The organism is Gemmatimonadales bacterium, assembly GCA_036500345.1.
Classification (GTDB): domain Bacteria; phylum Gemmatimonadota; class Gemmatimonadetes; order Gemmatimonadales; family GWC2-71-9; genus Palsa-1233.
On the sequence record DASYCE010000009.1, the window covers coordinates 1 to 19,433 of the forward strand.

Here is a 19,433-nt window from a genome sequence, read left to right on the forward strand (position 1 = left end):
GCATCGAGCACGGTCAGGATAAACAGCGCCTCGAACATGATCGCGAAGTGATACCAGATGCTCAGCAAACGCTCGCCGCCAATCGTGCTGGAAAAAATCTGTGCCATGCCCACTGCGAGTGATGGCGCGCCACCGGCGCGACTCAGAAGCGTCAATTCGCCGACTTTGTGCGCCAAGTCGGTCATCGTTTGACCGGCGAGTGGAAATCCCCAATTGCTGATGGTCGCCGCGGCGGCTTCGGGCGTCGCTCCGACAATTCCAGCTGGGCTGTTGATTGCGAAATAGACGCCTGGCTGCATGGCGCAAGCCGCCACCATTGCCATGACCCCCACAAACGACTCCAGCAACATCGCCCCGTAGCCGATAAAGCGTGCGTGCGTCTCGCGCAGGATCATTTTTGGGGTTGTACCGGACGAAATCAGGGAGTGAAACCCGCTGATCGCACCGCACGCGATGGTGATGAAGCAGAAGGGGAAGAGCGACCCGGCGAACACCGGGCCGGTGCCGTTCACGAATTGGGTCATCGCCGGCAGCTTCATTTCCGGCAACGTCACGACGATCCCGAACGCGAGTCCGGCGATGGTGCCGATCTTGATGAAGGTGGAGAGATAGTCGCGCGGCGCGAGGAGCATCCATACCGGCAGGACCGACGCCACGAAGCCGTAGATCATCAGCCCCCAGGCGATCGTCGTGGCGCTCATCGTGAAGATCGGCGCCAAGGTCGCCGACTCGGCGACCCAGCGACCGGCCACGAGCGACAGGAGGACCAGCGCGATTCCGCCTGCCGTCGCTTCAAGGGTGTGCCCGGGGCGGATCACCCGCATCCAGAATCCCATCAGGAGCGCGATCGGAATGGTGCAGAGGAGGGTGAAGACACCCCATGGTGAAGCGGTGAGCGCCTTCACGATCACCAGTGCCAGGACCGCGAGAAGAATCACCATGATCGCCAGGATCGCGATCATCGCCAGTGTCCCGGTGAACGGGCCGATTTCTTCCTTCGCAAGCTGACCGAGCGACTTCCCGTCGCGCCGCGTCGAGGCGGCGAGGATCACGAAATCCTGCACCGCGCCGCCCATGATCACGCCGACCACGATCCAGATGGTGCCGGGGAGATATCCGAATTGCGCAGCGAGGACCGGCCCGACGAGTGGACCGGCGCCGGCGATCGCCGCGAAGTGATGACCGAAGAGGACCCACCGCGATGTCGGTACGAAGTCGCGACCATTGGAGAAGCGGTGCGCCGGGGTGACCCTGCTATCGTCGAGCTTGACGACCTTGTTGGCGAGAAACCGGCTGTAGAAGCGATAGCCGATCAGGTAGCTGCCAACCGCCGCGAGCACGAGCCACGCGGCGTTGACCGTTTCGCCGCGATGCAGCGCCAGCATTCCCCAGCCGGCGCTGCCGATGACAGCGATCAGAAACCAGACGAGTGCGGCCATGCCTCTCCTAGAATCTCGGTGCAGCGTACCGTTCGAGCCATTCGTCGCCGTTCTCCGCGCGAGCGAAATAGACCACGCCCTTGCCGAAGCCGACCAGCCGAACGCCCTGAGGAATCCTGACCCGGCCGACGAGTCCCTTCGCTTCGGAGACGACATCGTAGGTCTGCACCTGGTCTCCGCGCGCATGATCGCGCGGCACCCAGAGCATCCCCGTGCCATCGAACATTACCGTGTACTGCAGATTCTGCGGGACCGGCGGCTTGTACGCGGGAAAGGTCGCCAGCGGCTGCGCCGCCATCTTGTCGATCACCGCTTTCATGTCGATCGGACTCGGTGCGGTGGTCGTCGCTCCCGGGGTGCTTCCGGGTGCTCCGCCGGCCGGGGTCGGGGCGCTTCCGCCCGACACCGCGCGGGCGCCACCAAGGGCGGCGGCGGCTCCCGCGGCCACGCCGGAGGTGAACGTCATATTGCCACCGCCACCGCCGATCATGGTGATGGTCACCGGACCACCTCCGCCAACTCCGCCGGCCCCGAGCCCCGCGCTCCCCGGCCCGTTGAACGTCATCGCCTGACCGTTCCCCGCGGTCATCGCCCGCATCTGCGCCAGCGACGAATCCTTGATCGCCTGCTGCTCTTCCGCCGGAATCGGAATCTCCACGAACGGCAGCGGGCCGGTGCGGCCGGTCTCCTTCCCGTCGCGCGACCAGATCACCTGATAGGTGTCGGCGACGACGCGCGCGATGAGTCCGTCGTTTCGCACCGCGACCGCATCACGAAAGACGAAGGGCATGAACGGCCCCGGCGATTTCTGATCGGCGCGGCGCGTGCTGAAGGTGATCATCGGCTGATCGATCGACGCACCGCGCGGGAGGCGCGACACCCCCGCAATGCCGGTCATCGTCTTCGCCGCCGTGTCCCTGAGCTCGGGCGTAGTGAAATACAGAGCGCCCGAGCCATCGCCGCCAAGCAGCGTGCCGAGGTAGTGGCCGGGAACCGGTGGTGGCATCGGGACAAATCCGCCGATCGCGCCACTCGACGAGATGCGCATCACCTTCCGGCCTAGTGGATCAAGGAGCGCCAGTGAATCGGTGCCGAGCTTGACGATCGTGGACGCGCGCCGGTAGGCGGCCGAATCATCACCTTGGGTGCCGAGCAGGGTCACGTCGCCCTTGTTCAGGTCGACGATCCGGAAGACACCTTCCTTGGCGTCGCTCGTCACGACCCGGCCGTCGGCGAGCTCCTGGATCGAAATGATCCGGCCGAGGGTGTATTTGGAGCGCGCATTCCGCTTGCCGAGATCAACGGCGTTGGGGCCCTGCGCAGAGATGGATGATGCGGCGGTCACGAGGGCGGCCGCGGCCAGCGCGGTCACGAGACGGGATACTGGCATGCGAACCTCAGGACGATGGGCGGACTGGAGGTGGACGCCGGTAACGATTCCCCGGATGGCGCCGGGGTTGCACCACGAAGCTACTCCCGTTCCGGGTTGCTCGCCTCTCAAGCGGCCCGTAGCTTCGCTGGCGATGCCTTTCTCCTTTGGTGACCGGCACGAGCCATGGATGGCCGCGGCAGCCCCGACGTCGAGAGCGGTGCCGTCGCCGCTTGCCGAACCTGCTTCTGCTCCGGTTCCCGACAGCTGGCAGGGACGCGTTGCGGTCGTCACCGGCGGGGCGACCGGTCTCGGGCGCACCATCGCGATGGAGTTTGCCCGCCACGGTTGCAAGGTCGCCTTCTGCTGGTACGAGATGGACGGCCGCGATGTCGAAGCGAGCGCGCTGCTGACCGAGACGACACTGTCGGCGATGGGAGTCGACGTGCACGCCGCCCGCTGCGACGTCCGGGACCGGACCCAGGTCGAGCGATTCATCGCCGGCGTGCGGCGGAAATTCGGCGCGATCCACTATCTCGTCAACAACGCCGGCATCGCCCACGACGGGGCGCTCTGGCGCCTGACCTCCTCAGCCTGGAATGCGGTACTGGAAACCAACGTGACCGGCGCATTTCACTGCCTGGCGGCGTGTTCGCCGCATTTTCGTGGTCAGCATTGGGGGAAGGTGATCAACGTGTCGGCGCACCAGGCCACGCGGCCGGGATTCGGTGTTGCTTCGTACGCCGCGAGCAAGGCGGCGCTGGAGGGATTGACGCGAGCGGCCGCTGTTGAGCTCGGACCATCAAATGTCAACGTCAACGCGGTGGCGCCGGGGTTCATCCGGACCGAGCGTCTCGATCAGCTGCCGCGCGACCTGATCGAACGGACCCGCAAGCGCGCCGTCCTGGGGCGTCTCGCCGAGCCCGACGATATCGCACAGGTGATCCTTTTTCTCTGTTCGGAAGCGGCGCGGCACATCACCGGACAGACAATCGTGGTAGACGGGGGTCTGTCTCTGGAATAACTTTCGACGCGTGATTCCTTCCACGTTGTCGCGTCGATCGAGGCTGATGCGGGCGTCGCTGATCGCCAGCGCCGCCACGATTGTTTCGGTGTCGAGCGCCGCCGCCCAGAAACACGACAAGGCCAACCTTCCATCGGCGCCTGCGCTGTCGCTGACGCCGATCGTCGGTCTGCCGATTCCGGTCCTCCCCGCCACGTTCATTGTCGCCGACACTGGGCTCGCCGGCGTTCCCGTGGGTCGCGTCGCCCAGCTCGCCTGGGCCGATTCCGTGCTCTTCGACGCCCTGCAGGCGCGGGGGCCGGAAGCGAACTGGGTCGCACCGGCCGAATTGCGGCGTGTGGCGAAACGCGCCCCCGGGATGATGCCCGATCCCGATCATATGAGTCAGGCCGCGCTCCGGTTCGAGAACATCAAGCGCGTCCCTGATCCGATCCTCAGCAATCTCCGCATGCTCATCGCGATGACCAACTCGCGATACGTCATGGTCCCCGCGTCGGTCCGGCTCCGCCGAGTCGCCAATGGGGTGGAAGCCGGCACCGTGCTGGTGCTCGCCGATCCCCGCAGCGGTTCGATCCTCTGGCGCAGCACGCCGGTGATCACCGCCGCCACCGCCGACGCCGCCCTCGCTGGCACCATCGCCTGGGTGCTTCCGGACCAGCACTGATGGCCTACGACGTCACGCTGATCCCGGGCGACGGGATCGGTCCCGAGATCACCGCCGCCACACTGCAGGTGCTGGCCGCCACCGGGGTCGCATTCAACTGGGACCAGCAGTTCGGCGGAATGGCCGCAGTCGAGCGCGCCGGCGATCCGCTGCCGGAAGCCACCCTCGACAGCATTCGCCGCACCCGCATTGCGCTCAAGGGACCGCTGACGACGCCGGTTGGCGGCGGGTTCCGGTCGATCAACGTGGCGCTGCGGAAGGAATTCCAGCTCTACGCCAACGTCCGCCCGGCCAAGACGATCATTCCGGGTGGACGGTACGACGGCATCGACATCGTGCTGGTGCGCGAGAACCTCGAAGGACTGTATATCGGGCAGGAACGCTGGGTCGAACGCAACGGCGACCCGCAGGGCCAGGCGGAATCGGTTGCGGTGGTGACGCGCGATGGCGCCGAGCGGGTGATCCGGTACGCCTTCGAATACGCGGTGAAGCACGAGCGGCGCAAGGTCACGCTGGTGCACAAGGCGAATATCCTCAAGCACACGTCGGGACTGTTTCTCGCCGTCGGCCGCGAAATCGCGCGGACGTACGAGGGGCGTGTCGCGGTCAACGAACTGATCATCGACAACTGCGCCATGCAGCTGGTGATGCGTCCGGAGCAGTTTGACGTGATCGTGACGACGAATCTCTTCGGCGACATCCTGAGCGACGAGATTTCAGGACTCGTCGGCGGACTGGGGCTCGCACCCGGCGGCAACATCGGCGAGCACGGTGCGATCTTCGAGGCGGTCCACGGATCGGCGCCCGACATTGCGGGGCAGGGAGTCGCCAATCCGTCCGCGCTGATTCTCGCGGCGGCGATGATGCTCGATCATCTCGGCGAGACTGCCGCTGGCGACCGCGTGCGGCGTGCGATCGTGGCGACGATCGTGGCCGACAGGGTGCGGACCGTCGACTTGGGCGGTGCCGCCACGACAGAGGAATTCGGCAATGCCGTCGCCCGCCGGGTGGCGTGAGGTTCCATGCACGGAGTGCGGACGGTTCGTTGAAGGAATCGGTTTTGGAGAACGCTGCGAGGAATGCCTCGCGCGCCGGACGCGGCGAGCAGATCGGCTGGCATCCCAGGTAGCCCTTGGCGCGACGATACTGATGGCGATATGGACCCTGCGGCGATTGCCCATTACCACGATGGCGCGCTGGTACGCCGCACTGGGGATCGCCGCGACATTTTTCCTGGTGCGATTGATCACCCGTCGAATTGCGATGGAGGCCTTGCGATGAAGCGCCGGATCGGAGCCGTACTCGCGTCTGTCGCCACCCTCGCGGCAGCGCCTGCGCTGGGTCAGGCTGGTGCTCCGACGCCAGGTGCGTCGGTGACGTTGTTCAATTCCGGTCGAGTGCTGGTGCGCCGCTCGCAGCCGGTCGCCATCACAAGCGGAACCGGGACCTACACCATCGCGATGGGCGAATTCAATCCGGTCACCTTCGCGATTCTCGAGCCGGGTGTGCAGTTGACCAGCGTGACGACCGACGCGGCATTGTCGGAAGAGACATTGCTGCGACGGTATGTCGGCCGGACACTTGATATCGACACCGGGGCGACTCACGTGGCGAGCCGCAAGGCGACGCTGCTCGCTGTTGACCCTGAACGATGGGAGTGGGCTGATCGTCCCGGTGTGATCTTCGGACGCCCCGGTCGGATCGTCTGGCCAAAGGATCTGGTGCCGACGGTGAAGCTCGCCGATGTCGCGCTCACCAGCGATCGGTCGCGGTCGAGTCTCAAGGTGATGTACGAGACGAGCGGGAGTTCGTGGGCGGCGTCGTATCGTCTTTTTCTTGGCGCGAACGGACATCTCGAAGGGTCGGCACTCATCGGCGCCGGCACGCTACTGCTGCCGAACAGCGAAGTGCAGTTGCTCAGCGGTGATATCGGCCGAGGAAGCCCGCCGCAATTTGCGGGTGGGATGGTCGCCACGAGTGCCTTCGAAGAGCCCCGGCTCGCCCGGGACGCATTCGCCGCCAAGGCGATGATGCAGGCGGCGCCGTCGGTCAGTTCAGAGGCTGCCGGCGAAGGACATCTCTACACGTTGCCGCAGCCAGTCTCATTCACTCCGGGTACATCAGTGGTAGTGCCGCTCTTCGAGCCGGCTCCAGCCAAGGCCAACCGAGTATATGTCGTGGGCGGCGCACTGCCTTATTACGGTGGCTTCGGCCAGCAACAGGACGAGCAGCCGGTGCCGGTCGAGGTGAGCTATCATCTCGCCCGGCGCAACGGCACCGCGTTCGGCGATCTGCCGCTTCCGGCCGGCTATGTGGGGGTGTTTGATCTCGACCGCAGCGGCCGAGTGCAACTCGTCGGGCAGGGATATATCGGTCACACCGCGCCGGGCGCGGAAATGGTCGTCGATGCGGGAAGTGCGTTCGACATCACCGCCAAGCGGGTACAGACCGATTTCAGCACCACGCGTGCTGGCGGGAGCGTGAACGTTCCGGTGCGGACCATCGCGATGGTGTCGTATCGCGTCACACTGCAGAACGCCAAGGACTCGGCGGCAGTCGTCGAAGTGCGCGAGGATCGTGGTGGCGAATGGTCGGTGGTTGAGAGTTCGGTGCCGGCGCAGAAGCGGTCGTCGACACGCGTCGTCTTTCCGGTGACGGTGCCGGCGCGCGGCGAGGTGACGCTTACCTATCGGGTTCGCGTGGTCTGGTGAACAGAATCACCATCCTCCATTGCTCCGATATCCACTTCGGGCAGGACGTCGATCTCGACCAGATCGCCGGGCTGGAGGGGCTTGCCACCGACCTCGCGCCGAGCGCGGTGGCGATCGCGGGAGACATCACGCAGCGGGCGCGCCATGGAGAATTCCAGCGCGCGCTGGTCTTCGTGCAGGCGCTGCGTCGCCTCGCGCCCACGATCATCGTTCCCGGCAATCACGACGTGCAATGGTGGGCGACGCCGTTCGATGTGATCGGTGCCGGTCCCAAGTACGAGAAGTACCGTCGCTACTTCGGTGACGATCTCACGCCGACGCTGGTGATCGACGGCGCGATTCTCTGTGGCGTGCTGACGAGCTACGGTGTCTCGGCGGGCTCGATGACGCCGAACCTCAACGACATGGCGGTGAAGGGACATCTTCCGGCGCGCGAGACGGAGCGCGCGGCGATGCGCTTCGACGAAGAGAGTCCGGAACTGCTTCGCGTGATGGTGATGCACCAGAACCTGCTGCGCGGCAGGATTTCGGAACGGATGGGGCTGGCGCGCTGGCGCGAGGCGTGGCGCAACGTGATGGCCACCGGGGTCGACCTGGTTCTCTGCGGACACGATCACGAAGAGCGGGCGGGGATCCTGCCGAACGGCGCGGTCGTGGCGACGGCCGGTACCCACACCAACCGCACCCGGGGCAAGCGGCCGTCGGCGTGCAACCTGATTCTCGCCGACGCAACATCGATCACCGTGCGGCACTACATCTGGGATGCGGGCGATCGGGTCTTTCGCGCCGGCCCCGAGATCATCTTCCCGCGGCCGCGCGTCGCAGAGGTGCAGCACACTGACGGATGAAACCTCGCAGCTGATCCTGGAGCTCACGGCACCGGCACCACCGCAACCTCGACCTGCAGCGCCTGAAACCACCCCGCTCCCCGATCGCCTGTACCGCCTTGGCCTTCCGCGCACCACGCCAGTCACGCTCACCAGCAATCGGACCATCCTGATGAGCTGGCGCCCGCGGACCGGGCTGCGCCTGCATGGCGGCTACGCCGCGGCGCCCGACGACGTGCTCCAGGCAATCGTGCGCTATGTCGCGCGACGGGTTCCGCGCGCCGAGCGTCTCGCCGCGCGCCGCGCCTTCATGGCGTTTCCGGCACATCAGCACGCGCCCTCGCGCCCGCGACGACGTCGCCCGGCCGCGATTCCGCCGGCAGACCTGCCGCTCATCGAGCGCCTTCGCGCGCTGCACCACGAGTTCAATCAGCGCCACTTCGACGGCGCGCTCGACGCGATTCCGATCGTTCTTTCCGACCGGATGAAACGCCGACTGGGAGAGTTCCGGATCTCGCACGACCGCACCGCTGTCGAGATCATCATCTCGCGGAGGCACCTCCGTCGCGACGGGTGGCGCCATGCCTCCGACACCCTCCTCCACGAGATGATCCATCAGTGGCAGGCCGCCACCGGACGGCCGATCGACCATCGGCGGGACTTTCGTCGCAAGGCGCGCGAGGTGGGGATTCCGCCGCAGGCGGTTGTCGATCTCTGACCGCGGCGCCAGACCCCACCGATACCGCGGTTCGGGGTAATTCCTGGCCTCCCCGCGTCTCACTTCTCTCAGCTCTGGCGCCGGTCTATGTTCCCCGCCGAGCATTCCCGAGGCGAGCAATGGCCGGATCCGGGCAGTATACAGGCGTGGATTTCTACGACGTGGACGCGCTTCTCTCCGAAGAGGAACGCGCCGTCCGTGACACCGTGCGTACCTGGGTCGATGACGCCCTGATTCCGGTGATCGGCGAGGCGTATGTCACCGGCAGATTCCCGAAGGAATTGATTCCGGGAATGGCCGAACTGGGACTCTTCGGCGCCAACCTTCCCGAGGAATACGGGTGCGCCGGTCTCAATAATGTGGCGTACGGCCTGATCATGCAGGAACTCGAGCGCGGCGACAGCGGCATCCGCTCGTTCGCGTCGGTGCAGGGCGGCCTGGTGATGTATCCGATCTTCACCTTCGGATCGGACGAGCAGAAGAAGGAATGGTTGCCGAAGCTCGCGTCAGGCCAGGAGATCGGGTGTTTCGGCCTCACCGAGCCGGATTTCGGATCGAATCCGGGCGGGATGATCACCACCGCGAAGCAGACCGCCGACGGCTGGGTCCTCAACGGCGTCAAGATGTGGATCACCAACGGATCGCAGGCCACCGTGGCGATCATCTGGGCCAAGACCGGCGACATCGATGATACCAATTCCATCCGCGGCTTCATCGTTCCCGCCAACACGCCAGGCTACGCCGGCAAGGACCAGAAGGGGAAGCTCTCGCTGCGCGCGTCCGACACCAGCGAGATTCACCTTCAGGACGTGCACCTCCCCGCCAACGCGATCCTTCCCAAGTCGGGCGGGATCAAGTCACCGCTGATGTGCCTCACGCAGGCGCGCTACGGAATTGCCTGGGGTGGTGTTGGCGCGGCAATGGCGTGCTACGACGAAGCGCGGCGCTACGCACTCAACCGGATCATGTTCGGCAAGCCGATCGCGCAGACGCAGATCCAGCAGGAGCGCCTCGCCGACATGCTGACCGAGATCACCAAGGCGCAGCTCCTCGCCCTGCACCTCGGCCGGCTCAAGGATCAGGGGAAGGCGACACCGGCGCGCGTGTCACTCGCCAAGCGCAACAACGTCAGCATCGCGTGCGATATCGCCCGCGAGGCACGGCGGCTCCTCGGCGCCAACGGGATTCTGATCGAATACCACTCGATGCGGCACCTTGCCAATCTCGAGTCGGTTTATACGTACGAAGGGACGCACGACATGCACTCGCTGATCCTCGGCCAGGAGATCACGGGACTGCCGGCGTTCTGACCAGGCTGCCGTGCAGCCTGGTCATGACGATATACCTGAGGAATGACCAGGGATGAAGATTGCCGTCTGCCTTCGCCGGGTCCCCGATACCACGACCAAGATCGTGGTGGCGGCCGGCGGGAAATCGATTGATGAAGCCGGCGTGAAGTTCGTCGCCAATCCGTACGACGAGTACGCGCTCGAAGCGGCACTCGCCCTCAAGGACGCGGCGGGGAGCGGCGAGACCACGGTGGTGGCGCTGGGTGGCGATATCGTGCAGGAGACGCTGCGCACGGCACTCGCCATGGGAATCGATCGCGCGGTGCATCTGCAGGGGACGCCATCGGCCGACGGGCTCGCGAACGCGCGGGTACTCGCCGACCACCTCCGCGGCGGCGGATATGACCTGATTCTCTGCGGCAAGCTCGCCGTCGACGACTACGGCCAGCAGACCGGCGCGATGATCGCCGAACTGCTCGAGCTTCCGTGCGCCACCGCGATCACCCGGCTCGACGTCGCCTACGGTCGGGCGTCGGTCGAGCGCGAAGTGGAAGGTGGCGTCGAAGCGGCGAGCTGTGCGCTCCCCGCCGTCTTCAGCTGCGACAAGGGGCTCAACAATCCCCGGCTCCCGTCGCTCAAGGGAATCATGGCCGCGAAGAAGAAACCGCTCGAGGTGATTGCAGTGACGCCAGACGCCGGCGGAGTCACCGTCGTGGCGCTCGCTCTTCCGCCGGAACGGGCTCCGGGGAAGATCGTGGGCGAAGGCGCCGCGGCGGTTCCGGCGCTGATGCAGGCGCTGACCTCCGACGCGAAGGTGATCTGACCATGACCGATATTCTGGTCGTCCTCGAGGTCCGCGACGGCGCGCTCCGCAAGGGTGCCGGCGAGCTGCTCGCCGCGGCGCGCCGCATCACCGATGGGTCGGTCGATGCGCTGGTCTGTAGTGCGGGCGCAGTCAACGGACTCGACGCCCTCGGCGCCGTCGGTGCCGATCGGGTGCTCACCGCGTTACATCCCGATTTCGCCACCTATTGTCCCGACGGCATCGCAGCGACTGCGGCATCGATCGCCTCGTCGTATCGTGCCGTCCTCGTCGCGGCGACCGCCACCGGCAAGGATCTCGGCCCGCGGATCGCCGCACGAATGAACGCGCCATGCGCCATGGACGTGACGTCGCTCGACATGAACGGCAATGCCATTCGCGTGGTTCGACCAGTCTACGCCGGCAAGGCGCTACAGACGCTCGACGTCAGCAGTAGCGGGGTCATCGTGGTTCGACCCGGCGCATATCCGGCTGGGCAGCACGGCCGACCGGGGGCAACCGCGGCGGTGAATGTGCCGTCGTTCACGAGACGCCTCGAGGTTGCCGCAGTGCGAAAGTCCGACAAGGGGGCCCTCGACGTCGCCGAAGCACGCGTGGTGATCTCGGGCGGACGCGGGCTCGGAGATCCGAAGAACTTCGCGCTGCTCGACGAACTTGCCGCGGCCTTCGGCGGCGAGGCCGCGGTCGGCGCGTCGCGTGCCGTGGTCGACGCCGGGTGGGCCGAGCATGGTGCGCAGGTCGGTCAGACCGGGAAGACCGTCGCGCCGGAGCTGTACATCGCCGTGGGGATTTCCGGCGCGATTCAGCACCTCGCCGGAATGCGGACGGCGAAGGTGATCGTCGCGATCAACCGCGACAAGGACGCGCCGATCTTCAAGGTCGCCGACTACGGTATCGTCGGCGACCTCTTCGAAGTGGTTCCCGCACTCACCGCCGCGGTGAAGCAGGCCCGCGCGCACTGATCCTCCCGTCAACTTCCTTCTTCCGGAGCGCCCGCGTGGGTGTTGTCGTACCGAGTCGTCACCAGGCCGCGTTGCCGGCATCGATGATCCTGACGGACAAGCCGCACGATGAAGCGATCGAACTCGACGTATTGATCGTCGGCGCCGGGCCGGCCGGGCTCGCATGCGCCATCCAGCTCGCGCGAACCAATCCGTCACTGGCGATCGGTGTTCTCGAAAAGGCCGGCGCCCTTGGTGAACATTCGCTGTCGGGTGCGGTGATCAATCCGGTGGCGATGCGGGCGCTCTTTCCGGGGAAGCCGGACGCCGAGTTTCCCTTCCGCCAGCGGGTGGCCGGCGAAGCGGTCTACTATCTCACGGCGCAGGGAAGCACGCGCATCCCGACGCCGCCGACGATGAAGAATCACGGCAACTTCACCGCGTCGCTCTGCGAAGTGGTGCGCTGGCTCGGTGAGCAGGCCGAGGCGCTGGGTATCAACATCTTCCCCGGCTTTCCCGCGGCGTCGCTGCTGGTCGATGGCAGTCGAGTCATCGGCGTGCGCACGGTGCCCGGTGGACTCGATCGCGAGGGGAATCCGACCGACGTCTTCACCGAACCGACCGACCTCACCGCCCGCGTGATCGTGCTGGCTGAAGGGACGCGGGGCGCGCTGGCGCAGGCGTGGCGCGACTGGCAGCACGTCTCCTCTCCCAACCCGCAGATCTTCGCGCTCGGCGTGAAAGAGGTCTGGGAAGTTGCCAAACCTCTCGACCGGGTGATTCACACGATGGGATGGCCGCTGCCGTCCACGGTCTTCGGTGGATCGTGGTGCTATCCGATGGGGCCGAATCAGGTTTCGATCGGCCTCGTCGCCGGGCTCGACTATCACGCTGCCGCGTTCGATGTCCACGAGTCGCTGCAGCGGATGAAGCTGCATCCGCTCTTCCGCGACGTCCTCACCGGCGGCACGATGGTCGAATGGGGCGCCAAGACGATTCCGGAAGGCGGCTACTACGCCATTCCCGACCGGCTCTCCGGCGACGGTCTCATGATGATCGGCGACACCGCAGGATTCGTCGACGTCCCCTCGCTCAAGGGGATCCATTACGCCATGGAATCGGGGATGCTGGCCGCGTCGACGATCGTGACAGCCCTCGGTACGGCGGGCGCGGCATCAGCGGCCGTGCTTGCCCCGTACGACGCGGCGGTCCGCGGGTCGAGCATCGGCCATGACCTACACGTCACCCGCAACATGCGATTGGGATTCAAGGACGGGTTCTGGCGCGGTGCCTTCAAGGCGGGACTGATGACGTTGAGTCGCGGTGCACTTCCCGGCGGACGGATCGAGATGCCAGCCGACGCCGATGCGCCTAGGGAATCGGGGGCGCCCGAGCCATTCGTGCCGGACAACGTACTCACGTTCAGCAAGGTCGACGCCGTCTTCAAGTCGGGGAACGCGACCCGCGATTCGATTCCCTCGCACCTGATCATCGGGCGCGACATCAGCGGCGAGGTCGCGGACTTCTATGCGCATCTCTGCCCGGCGGGAGTGTACGAGCGCGACGGAGATACGGTGCGCGTCAATCCGCCCAACTGCGTCGATTGCAAGGCGACCGACGTTCTCGGTCCGCGATGGACACCGCGCGAAGGGGGAAGCGGCCCGACCTACCGCCTCATGTGAGCGACGGGTGCGGCAGCGGTTCGTGCCGGTACGCGAGCCGGATGGGATGATGATGTAGTCATCGCACGATCTGATCGACGATTGCGCCGTCCGATGCTGGGAATCGGGCGGCGCTTCGCTTTGGCAGCGCATTATCGCGCGCCCAGCCCGCCGTGTCGCGCTGAAAAAGTCAGTAAAGCGTGCTTTTGACCATCAGTTTGCCTTGCAGATGTCTATCGGCCCCGTGAAGCTCTCACGTCCCTCCCTTGAGCGCCGACATTGTATCTGCTTCGCACATTCGGAGCGCTGGAACTCACTACCGAAGCCGGCGAGACCATCGCCGGCGCGGCCGCGCAACGCAAGCCGCTGCTGATTCTCGCGCTTGCAGCGCTGGTCCCCGGTGGCATTCCGCGCGAACGCCTGCTGCGGGCCCTCTGGCCCGGCGTTGATCGGTCGCGCGCGCGCGCGACACTCAAACAGCATCTCTACGCGCTGCGCCGCGCCACGCACCATCCGACGCTGATCACCGGATCGCCCCGGCTGCGTGTCGCGGCGGATGCCGTCCGCGTCGATGCGCTCGAATTCATCGACCATGTGGAACACGGCCGCGTCACCGCCGCCGCTGCGCTCCTTCGCGGCGACCTCTTCGAGGATGTCACCGCGGCGCCGGGCGATCTCCTGACCGACGTGCTCGATGAGATTCGCGCCGCCTTCGCCGCGAAGGTCGCGCTGGTCCGCAAGGCGGTGGCCACGCGCCACGAAGCACCGATCGCGTCACCAGCGGCGACCACGTCGATCTCGCAGCTCGGCGCCGGACGCGAAGTCGCCGCCGCAGCGAGGCGTGTGGTGCGCGGCATGTTTGCCCTCCCCGGCGATGAAGTCGCAGCGCGCCATCGGGCGGCGGCGAGCATTCGCGATCTTCTCGAAGCGCTCGGCACCGCGGAGCGCGAGGGCGTCACGCCGGCAGAGATCGCCACGCTCCTCGCCGGCACCGAGCAGCTCTGGCGGCGGTGCGACCTCGTGCGCCAGATGATCTCCGCACCGCTCGGCGAGCCCGGCTCGCTGGCGACCCTCGAATGGCTCCGCGAAGGCGGCCTCAGGACCGCCGATCCGGTCGGACGCGCGCTCGAGATGCACCTGCTCGAATCGCCAATCGCCGCGCAGCTGCGCGCTCGTGCCAACTGGGAATTGCGCCGGATGATCGACCTGCTGGCGTCTCCGGTCAGGCACGCCCCGCGACTGCTTCTGCTGGGACCCCGCGGCGGTGCCGATCTCGCGACGGCCTTGCCGCTGCTGCAGCAGCTCAAGGCCCATGTCACCGTGAGCGACCTCGGTGACGACGCCCTGTCCGTTGCACGGCTGCAGCTCGCGCCGCTCGGTGAACGCCTGGCCGCGGTGGGCGCCGATGCCTTCTCCCACCTCGCGGCGATCGCCGCCACCGGACCGTTCGACCTCGTGCTGACCGGCACGCTGTTCGACCACCTCCCGGCGCGCCACGCCACCTGGCTCACCGAACACCTGCTCCCGCTCCTCTCACCCGGTGGTGTCCTCTGCGTGAGTTCCCTCGCCACCGGCGACAGCTACGGACCGTGGCTCCGTCACGTGGTGCACTGGTCGCTCGCGGAGCGCGATCGCGACGACATCGTCCTGCTCACCGGTGATGCCGCGGCGGACTGCGCCATCGACGTCACACGCGATCCGGCCGGCCATCTCTGGCTGGTATCGCTCGAACACCGTGCTGCGCGGCTCCATCGCGGCGCACGCACTGCCGCCTGATGTCGTACCACGGCGCCAGGACGCGTGTCCTGTGCGCATTCCAATCACCCTGGGAGGGATTGTGCAACGAACCGGATCGGCAATGATGGTGCGCAACCGGATGGTGTCACGAGCAGCGGCGATATTGCTGCTGGTCGGGTCGGCGGGATGCTTTCACGCCACCGTGGAGACGGGGCTGGCACCGTCGACGCAGGTGATCGAGAAGCCGTTCGCCTCCGGATGGATCTACGGGCTGGTGCCGCCGAGCACCGTGTCGACCGCGGCGAAGTGTCCCGATGGTGTCGCGAAGGTCGAAACACAGCTGTCGTTCGTCAACCAGCTGGTCTCCTTCATCACCTTCGAGATCTATACGCCGATGACGATCAAGGTGACCTGCGCCGCGAAGCACACGGCCGTCGTCGCGCCGACCGCCGACATCCGCGTCGGGACGGCGGCAGGAAGCGATTCGATCCGCGCCGCATTTGCATCGGCCGCGACCGAGGCGCTCACCTCCGGCCGGGCCGTGCTGGTGCAGGTGGCCGACACGGTCCGCCCGTAGCGCTCCGTTCTCAGCGGTCCGGGGCTGTGGTGGTGGCCGGTTTCGGTGAGGCCACCACCGCACCCGCCAGGATCGCGACCACCACGCCGAGCACCACCTCCGGCGCGATGGTGACCCACCGTTCCGCCAGCATCTTCGCCCCCACGAGGACCAGGATCATCGCCACGCCGGTTCGCAGGTAGGCGAAGCGCGCCAGCATGCTCGCCAGCACGAAGTAAAGGGCGCGCAGGCCGACGATCGCGAAGATGTTCGACGAATACACCAGCAGCGGATTGCGCGTGATCGCGAAGATCGCGGGAATCGAATCGGTCGCAAATACCAGATCGGTCAACTCGATCACCAGAATGATGATCAGCAGCGGCGTGACAATCCGGCGGCCGCCGGTGCGGGTGACGAACTGCGCGTCGTCAAACGACTCGCCCATCGGGAAAAAGCGCCGGGCTCGCCGCAGCAGCGGATGTCGCGCGGGGTCGATCGCCGGCTCGTCGTGGTCGAACATCCGGATGCCGGTGAAGACGAGCAGCGCACCGAGGAGGTAGATGATCCACCGGAACTGGTCGAGCAGCAGGATTCCCGCGCCGATCATCAGGCCGCGCATCACCAGGGCGCCGAGGATCCCCCACTTGAGCACGGTCGGCTGGATCGACGCTGGGACGGCGAAGTAGCGGAGAATGATCAGGAAGACCAGCAGGTTGTCGACCGAGAGTGCCAGTTCGACGATGTATCCGCTGGCGAATTGCAGCGCCGGCGCGCGACCGTCGCGAGCCCAGATCCACGCCGCGAACAGCGCCGCTGCGACCATGACCGCGATGCTCCATGCCACCGATTCGCGCAGCGAGGCGAGGTGGGCGCGCCGGCTCAGGATGCCGAGATCGACGATGAGCAACACCGCCACGGTGGCCGCGAAGAGGAGCCAGGTCACGATCGCCGCGATCGGCGGGCGAGTGGCGGGGGAATCGGCACCCGCGGTATCTACCGCCGGACCGGGGCGAGAGCAAGCGCGGTCTTGACGGTCGCTTTGCCTTGCGAGATCCCGCGGCGGGCGGAGATTCGCGGATCCTCGTTCGCGGGCGGCGCATGCGGCATCGATTCCGGAATCGATTGATCGATCAATACAATCGCGCGATGCGACGCGGGATGTCGGTGCTGCTCGTGGTGGCGGCGGCGTGCAGCAGCGGCGACGGGGGGCCGGGCGGCGGGAGCGGAGGCGGCATCGTCCGTCACACCACCGTGGCGGGCGCGCAGGACACCGTGCATCTCAACGCGTCGGTCGCCGTGGTTGTCGACAATTCGACCGGAGTCTCACCGATCGACCTCGATCTGTCGACTCCTCCCGACACTGGCACATTGACCGGCTCCGCGGTGCTCGGATCGGCGATGCTTCGTGTCGGCGGACTCGCGGAAGGACGCCACGCCGCCAATGTGCGTCAGGGAAGCGGCGGCCCGGTGCTCACCGCGTTGTTCACCGCAGCGCACCAGCTTGCCGGTGACATTCGGTCGTTTCTCGTGCAGTCGACTGATCCTGAAGCGCCGACACCATTCTGGACGATCGCGACCGGGACCGATGTTATCGACCCAGCGACGGGCCAGGTCAGGACGGTCGAAGCGATGTCGCTGCAACCGCGCGGCGGGGGTTCGGCGGACTATCTGGTGAAGCTTGCCGATCTGTCGCAGCCATGTACGCCGCCGCGGCTGACCGACCTCGAACCCGGCCATTCGGGTGATGGTCGGATTCCGTTGATTCTGATTCACGGCTGGAACTTCGACATGAAGGATTGCAGCGACTACGGCACCATGGATGCTGACGCGAACCACAGTCCGTTCGAGGCAATTCTCGTGAGCCTCGATGCGAATGTTGGTGGATCCAGCGTGCCGCTGCACCAGCGATACCACCCATACGTCTTCCATTATCCCACGTATCAATCGGTGATTAACGCGAGCGCGGCACTGAGATCAGCGATCGCGACACTTCCGGGAGGTCCGCCGGTGATTGTCGCCCATAGCATGGGCGGCCTTGTTGCGCGGGCGATGTTCGGCCTGAGTGGTGCACCGGAAGTCCGCGGTCTGGTCACCATCGGCACACCCCACGCCGGCGCACCGATGGCGAGCATGCTGGGACCGAATCCGACGGTGGGGTTGCTATCGAGGATCAGCTACGCTGCGCAGTGCGGTCTTTCCGGCGAACTGGTCGTCGCCCTTGGATCGATCCCGCTGATTTTCGCGCCGACTGCCGGTCTGGGCGATCTTGCGCCAGACAGCCCGCTCATCCAATCACTGGCGACCAACCGGCCTTCGGGCGATCGGGTCTATTCGATCGGCGGCAAGCTCGGCCTGTTGGGCGACAACAACTCCGACCCGAAGAAACTGATCGCACTCGATGGGACCAATTGCCTGAGCCGGCTGATCGATGGCGGGGAAGGGACCGACGGCGTCGTCCCCCCATCGAGCGCGCTGCCGGCGTGGACCGCCGGGCAGTGGCTCATCTCATCGGTCGATCATCTGCAGTTGCCGCAGTCGCCATCCGTCGTCGCTCTGGTCGACACGGCGCTGTCCCGGTGGAGCAACTGCGGCAGCCCGCCGGCGATCACGACGACCAACGCGTTTCCTGTCTCCGGAAGCGTGGGCCGAGAGCCCGATGGGACTGTCGACGTCACGATCAATGGAATCGTGATCAACGGCGCGGTGCAGACAAACCTGCCGGCGTCGGATTTCACCATCGTGGAGAACGGGTGCACCATTCCGCGCGGCGACGTTGTCGTGAGCAACGGCGAAGGGCATGTCGGTGTCGATCTGGTATTCGTCCAGGACCTTTCCGGTTCGATGGACAATGTCATTGCCGGCGTGCGCAACTCGGTCAACTCGTTTGCGTCGGGACTGACCGCGCAGGGTTTCGACATCCGTTTCGGGTCGGTTGGGTACTCCGGATTCGTGTCGCACATTCCGTCGTCACCGGCCGGATCGTTCGACGAATACCTCGGCCCCGTCCAGGACTTCACCACAGCCGCCGCGTTCCAGCAGCATGTCGCCTCGCAATGGTCCTCCGGTGGCGGGAACGACGATCCGGAGAACGGACTCGAGGCGATCGAGTACGCCATGAATCACCTCTCCTGGCGGACCGGAGCTGTGCGGGTCCTGGTGGACATCACCAACTCCAGTCACCATACCGCTGCGGACTCGTGCGACGGCGACGGACCGTGTACCGACGAGACACTGGCCAGCATCACCCGGCTTCTCAGTGGGCAGGCGGTGCTGCACGCCGTCGCCCCGGAGGACTTCGGATCTCGCACGATCGATGGTGGTCTCGATCCCTGGCTCATCGCGACGGCGACCGGCGGGAAGGATCTGGTCCTCGGCAACGGCATCTTCGATCTCAATGCGATCGGGCTGAGCTCGGCGATCGCAGCGACGACTCGTCTCACCTTCCGTTCGGCGAGTGCCAACCGCGCGCCGGACAATCTTCGCGTCCTGGTCACGATCAACGGGCAGACGTCGGAACTGGCTCCGGGGCTCGTGACATACCTGATCGTGCCGCCGTCGCTGCGGCATCGAGCGCAATGACACAGAGTTACAGGACACGTCAAACGATCGTTTGACTGTTGGTTTGCCTTGCGGGGAGTGCGACGGCGGCGAACTTATTGACCGCTACCACGCTC

17 protein-coding genes are annotated in these 19,433 nt (G+C 66.1%); 14 read left to right on the top strand and 3 right to left on the bottom strand.

Going from position 1 to position 19,433, the window contains the following annotated elements:
- Both VGM20_04975 and VGM20_04980 read right to left on the bottom strand, forming a co-directional pair.
- Positions 1 to 1,439: carbon starvation CstA family protein (locus VGM20_04975; GenBank protein ID HEY4100214.1), on the bottom strand; the 1,439-nt coding region annotated here is incomplete at its 3' end.
- A 7-nt stretch (positions 1,440 to 1,446) separates the two neighbouring features.
- The gene (locus VGM20_04980; protein HEY4100215.1) at positions 1,447 to 2,829 is read right to left on the bottom strand and encodes a hypothetical protein; all 1,383 of its coding nucleotides are present in this window, start codon (positions 2,827 to 2,829) and stop codon (positions 1,447 to 1,449) included.
- Between the two features lie 133 nt (positions 2,830 to 2,962).
- Here VGM20_04980 and VGM20_04985 point away from each other — a divergent pair, with 133 nt between their 5' ends.
- The 13 genes from VGM20_04985 to VGM20_05045 all read left to right on the top strand — a co-directional run bounded on the left by VGM20_04985 (position 2,963) and on the right by VGM20_05045 (position 15,780).
- Positions 2,963 to 3,832 carry an SDR family NAD(P)-dependent oxidoreductase gene (locus VGM20_04985; protein ID HEY4100216.1) on the top strand — a complete coding sequence of 290 codons (870 nt, stop codon included), beginning with the start codon at positions 2,963 to 2,965 and terminating at the stop codon, positions 3,830 to 3,832.
- A gap of 10 nt (positions 3,833 to 3,842) precedes the next feature.
- Positions 3,843 to 4,496, top strand: a complete 654-nt coding sequence (locus VGM20_04990) for a hypothetical protein (protein HEY4100217.1) — start codon at positions 3,843 to 3,845, stop codon at positions 4,494 to 4,496.
- A complete protein-coding gene (locus tag VGM20_04995; GenBank protein HEY4100218.1) occupies positions 4,496 to 5,512 on the top strand; it encodes an isocitrate/isopropylmalate family dehydrogenase in 1,017 nt (338 codons plus the stop codon). Before VGM20_04990 ends, VGM20_04995 begins: the two co-directional genes overlap by 1 nt.
- Positions 5,513 to 5,645: 133 nt before the next feature.
- Positions 5,646 to 5,777, top strand: a complete 132-nt coding sequence (locus tag VGM20_05000; GenBank protein HEY4100219.1) for a hypothetical protein — start codon at positions 5,646 to 5,648, stop codon at positions 5,775 to 5,777.
- Positions 5,774 to 7,207 (top strand): hypothetical protein, encoded by a 1,434-nt coding sequence (locus VGM20_05005; GenBank protein HEY4100220.1) that lies wholly within the window; start codon positions 5,774 to 5,776, stop codon positions 7,205 to 7,207. The genes VGM20_05000 and VGM20_05005 overlap by 4 nt, the downstream gene beginning before the upstream one ends.
- On the top strand, positions 7,204 to 8,055 hold the full coding sequence (locus VGM20_05010; protein HEY4100221.1) for a metallophosphoesterase: 852 nt from the start codon (positions 7,204 to 7,206) through the stop codon (positions 8,053 to 8,055). Before VGM20_05005 ends, VGM20_05010 begins: the two co-directional genes overlap by 4 nt.
- Positions 8,056 to 8,206: 151 nt before the next feature.
- The gene (locus VGM20_05015) at positions 8,207 to 8,752 is read left to right on the top strand and encodes a SprT-like domain-containing protein (protein ID HEY4100222.1); all 546 of its coding nucleotides are present in this window, start codon (positions 8,207 to 8,209) and stop codon (positions 8,750 to 8,752) included.
- Between the two features lie 119 nt (positions 8,753 to 8,871).
- Positions 8,872 to 10,062 (top strand): acyl-CoA dehydrogenase family protein, encoded by a 1,191-nt coding sequence (locus VGM20_05020; protein ID HEY4100223.1) that lies wholly within the window; start codon positions 8,872 to 8,874, stop codon positions 10,060 to 10,062.
- 52 nt (positions 10,063 to 10,114) lie between these two features.
- On the top strand, positions 10,115 to 10,864 hold the full coding sequence (locus VGM20_05025; protein HEY4100224.1) for an electron transfer flavoprotein subunit beta/FixA family protein: 750 nt from the start codon (positions 10,115 to 10,117) through the stop codon (positions 10,862 to 10,864).
- A gap of 2 nt (positions 10,865 to 10,866) precedes the next feature.
- Complete coding sequence (locus VGM20_05030) at positions 10,867 to 11,826, top strand: electron transfer flavoprotein subunit alpha/FixB family protein (protein HEY4100225.1); 960 nt, start codon at positions 10,867 to 10,869, stop codon at positions 11,824 to 11,826.
- A gap of 35 nt (positions 11,827 to 11,861) precedes the next feature.
- Complete coding sequence (locus VGM20_05035) at positions 11,862 to 13,487, top strand: electron-transfer flavoprotein:ubiquinone oxidoreductase (GenBank protein ID HEY4100226.1); 1,626 nt, start codon at positions 11,862 to 11,864, stop codon at positions 13,485 to 13,487.
- A 258-nt stretch (positions 13,488 to 13,745) separates the two neighbouring features.
- Positions 13,746 to 15,242, top strand: coding sequence for a hypothetical protein (locus VGM20_05040; GenBank protein HEY4100227.1), 1,497 nt, complete (start codon positions 13,746 to 13,748; stop codon positions 15,240 to 15,242).
- Between the two features lie 61 nt (positions 15,243 to 15,303).
- On the top strand, positions 15,304 to 15,780 hold the full coding sequence (locus VGM20_05045) for a Bor family protein (GenBank protein ID HEY4100228.1): 477 nt from the start codon (positions 15,304 to 15,306) through the stop codon (positions 15,778 to 15,780).
- A gap of 10 nt (positions 15,781 to 15,790) precedes the next feature.
- Here VGM20_05045 and VGM20_05050 read toward each other — a convergent pair whose 3' ends face one another.
- Positions 15,791 to 16,702 (bottom strand): TerC/Alx family metal homeostasis membrane protein, encoded by a 912-nt coding sequence (locus VGM20_05050; protein HEY4100229.1) that lies wholly within the window; start codon positions 16,700 to 16,702, stop codon positions 15,791 to 15,793.
- A 203-nt stretch (positions 16,703 to 16,905) separates the two neighbouring features.
- Here VGM20_05050 and VGM20_05055 point away from each other — a divergent pair, with 203 nt between their 5' ends.
- Complete coding sequence (locus VGM20_05055; protein HEY4100230.1) at positions 16,906 to 19,338, top strand: alpha/beta fold hydrolase; 2,433 nt, start codon at positions 16,906 to 16,908, stop codon at positions 19,336 to 19,338.
- Positions 19,339 to 19,433: the final 95 nt, after the last annotated feature.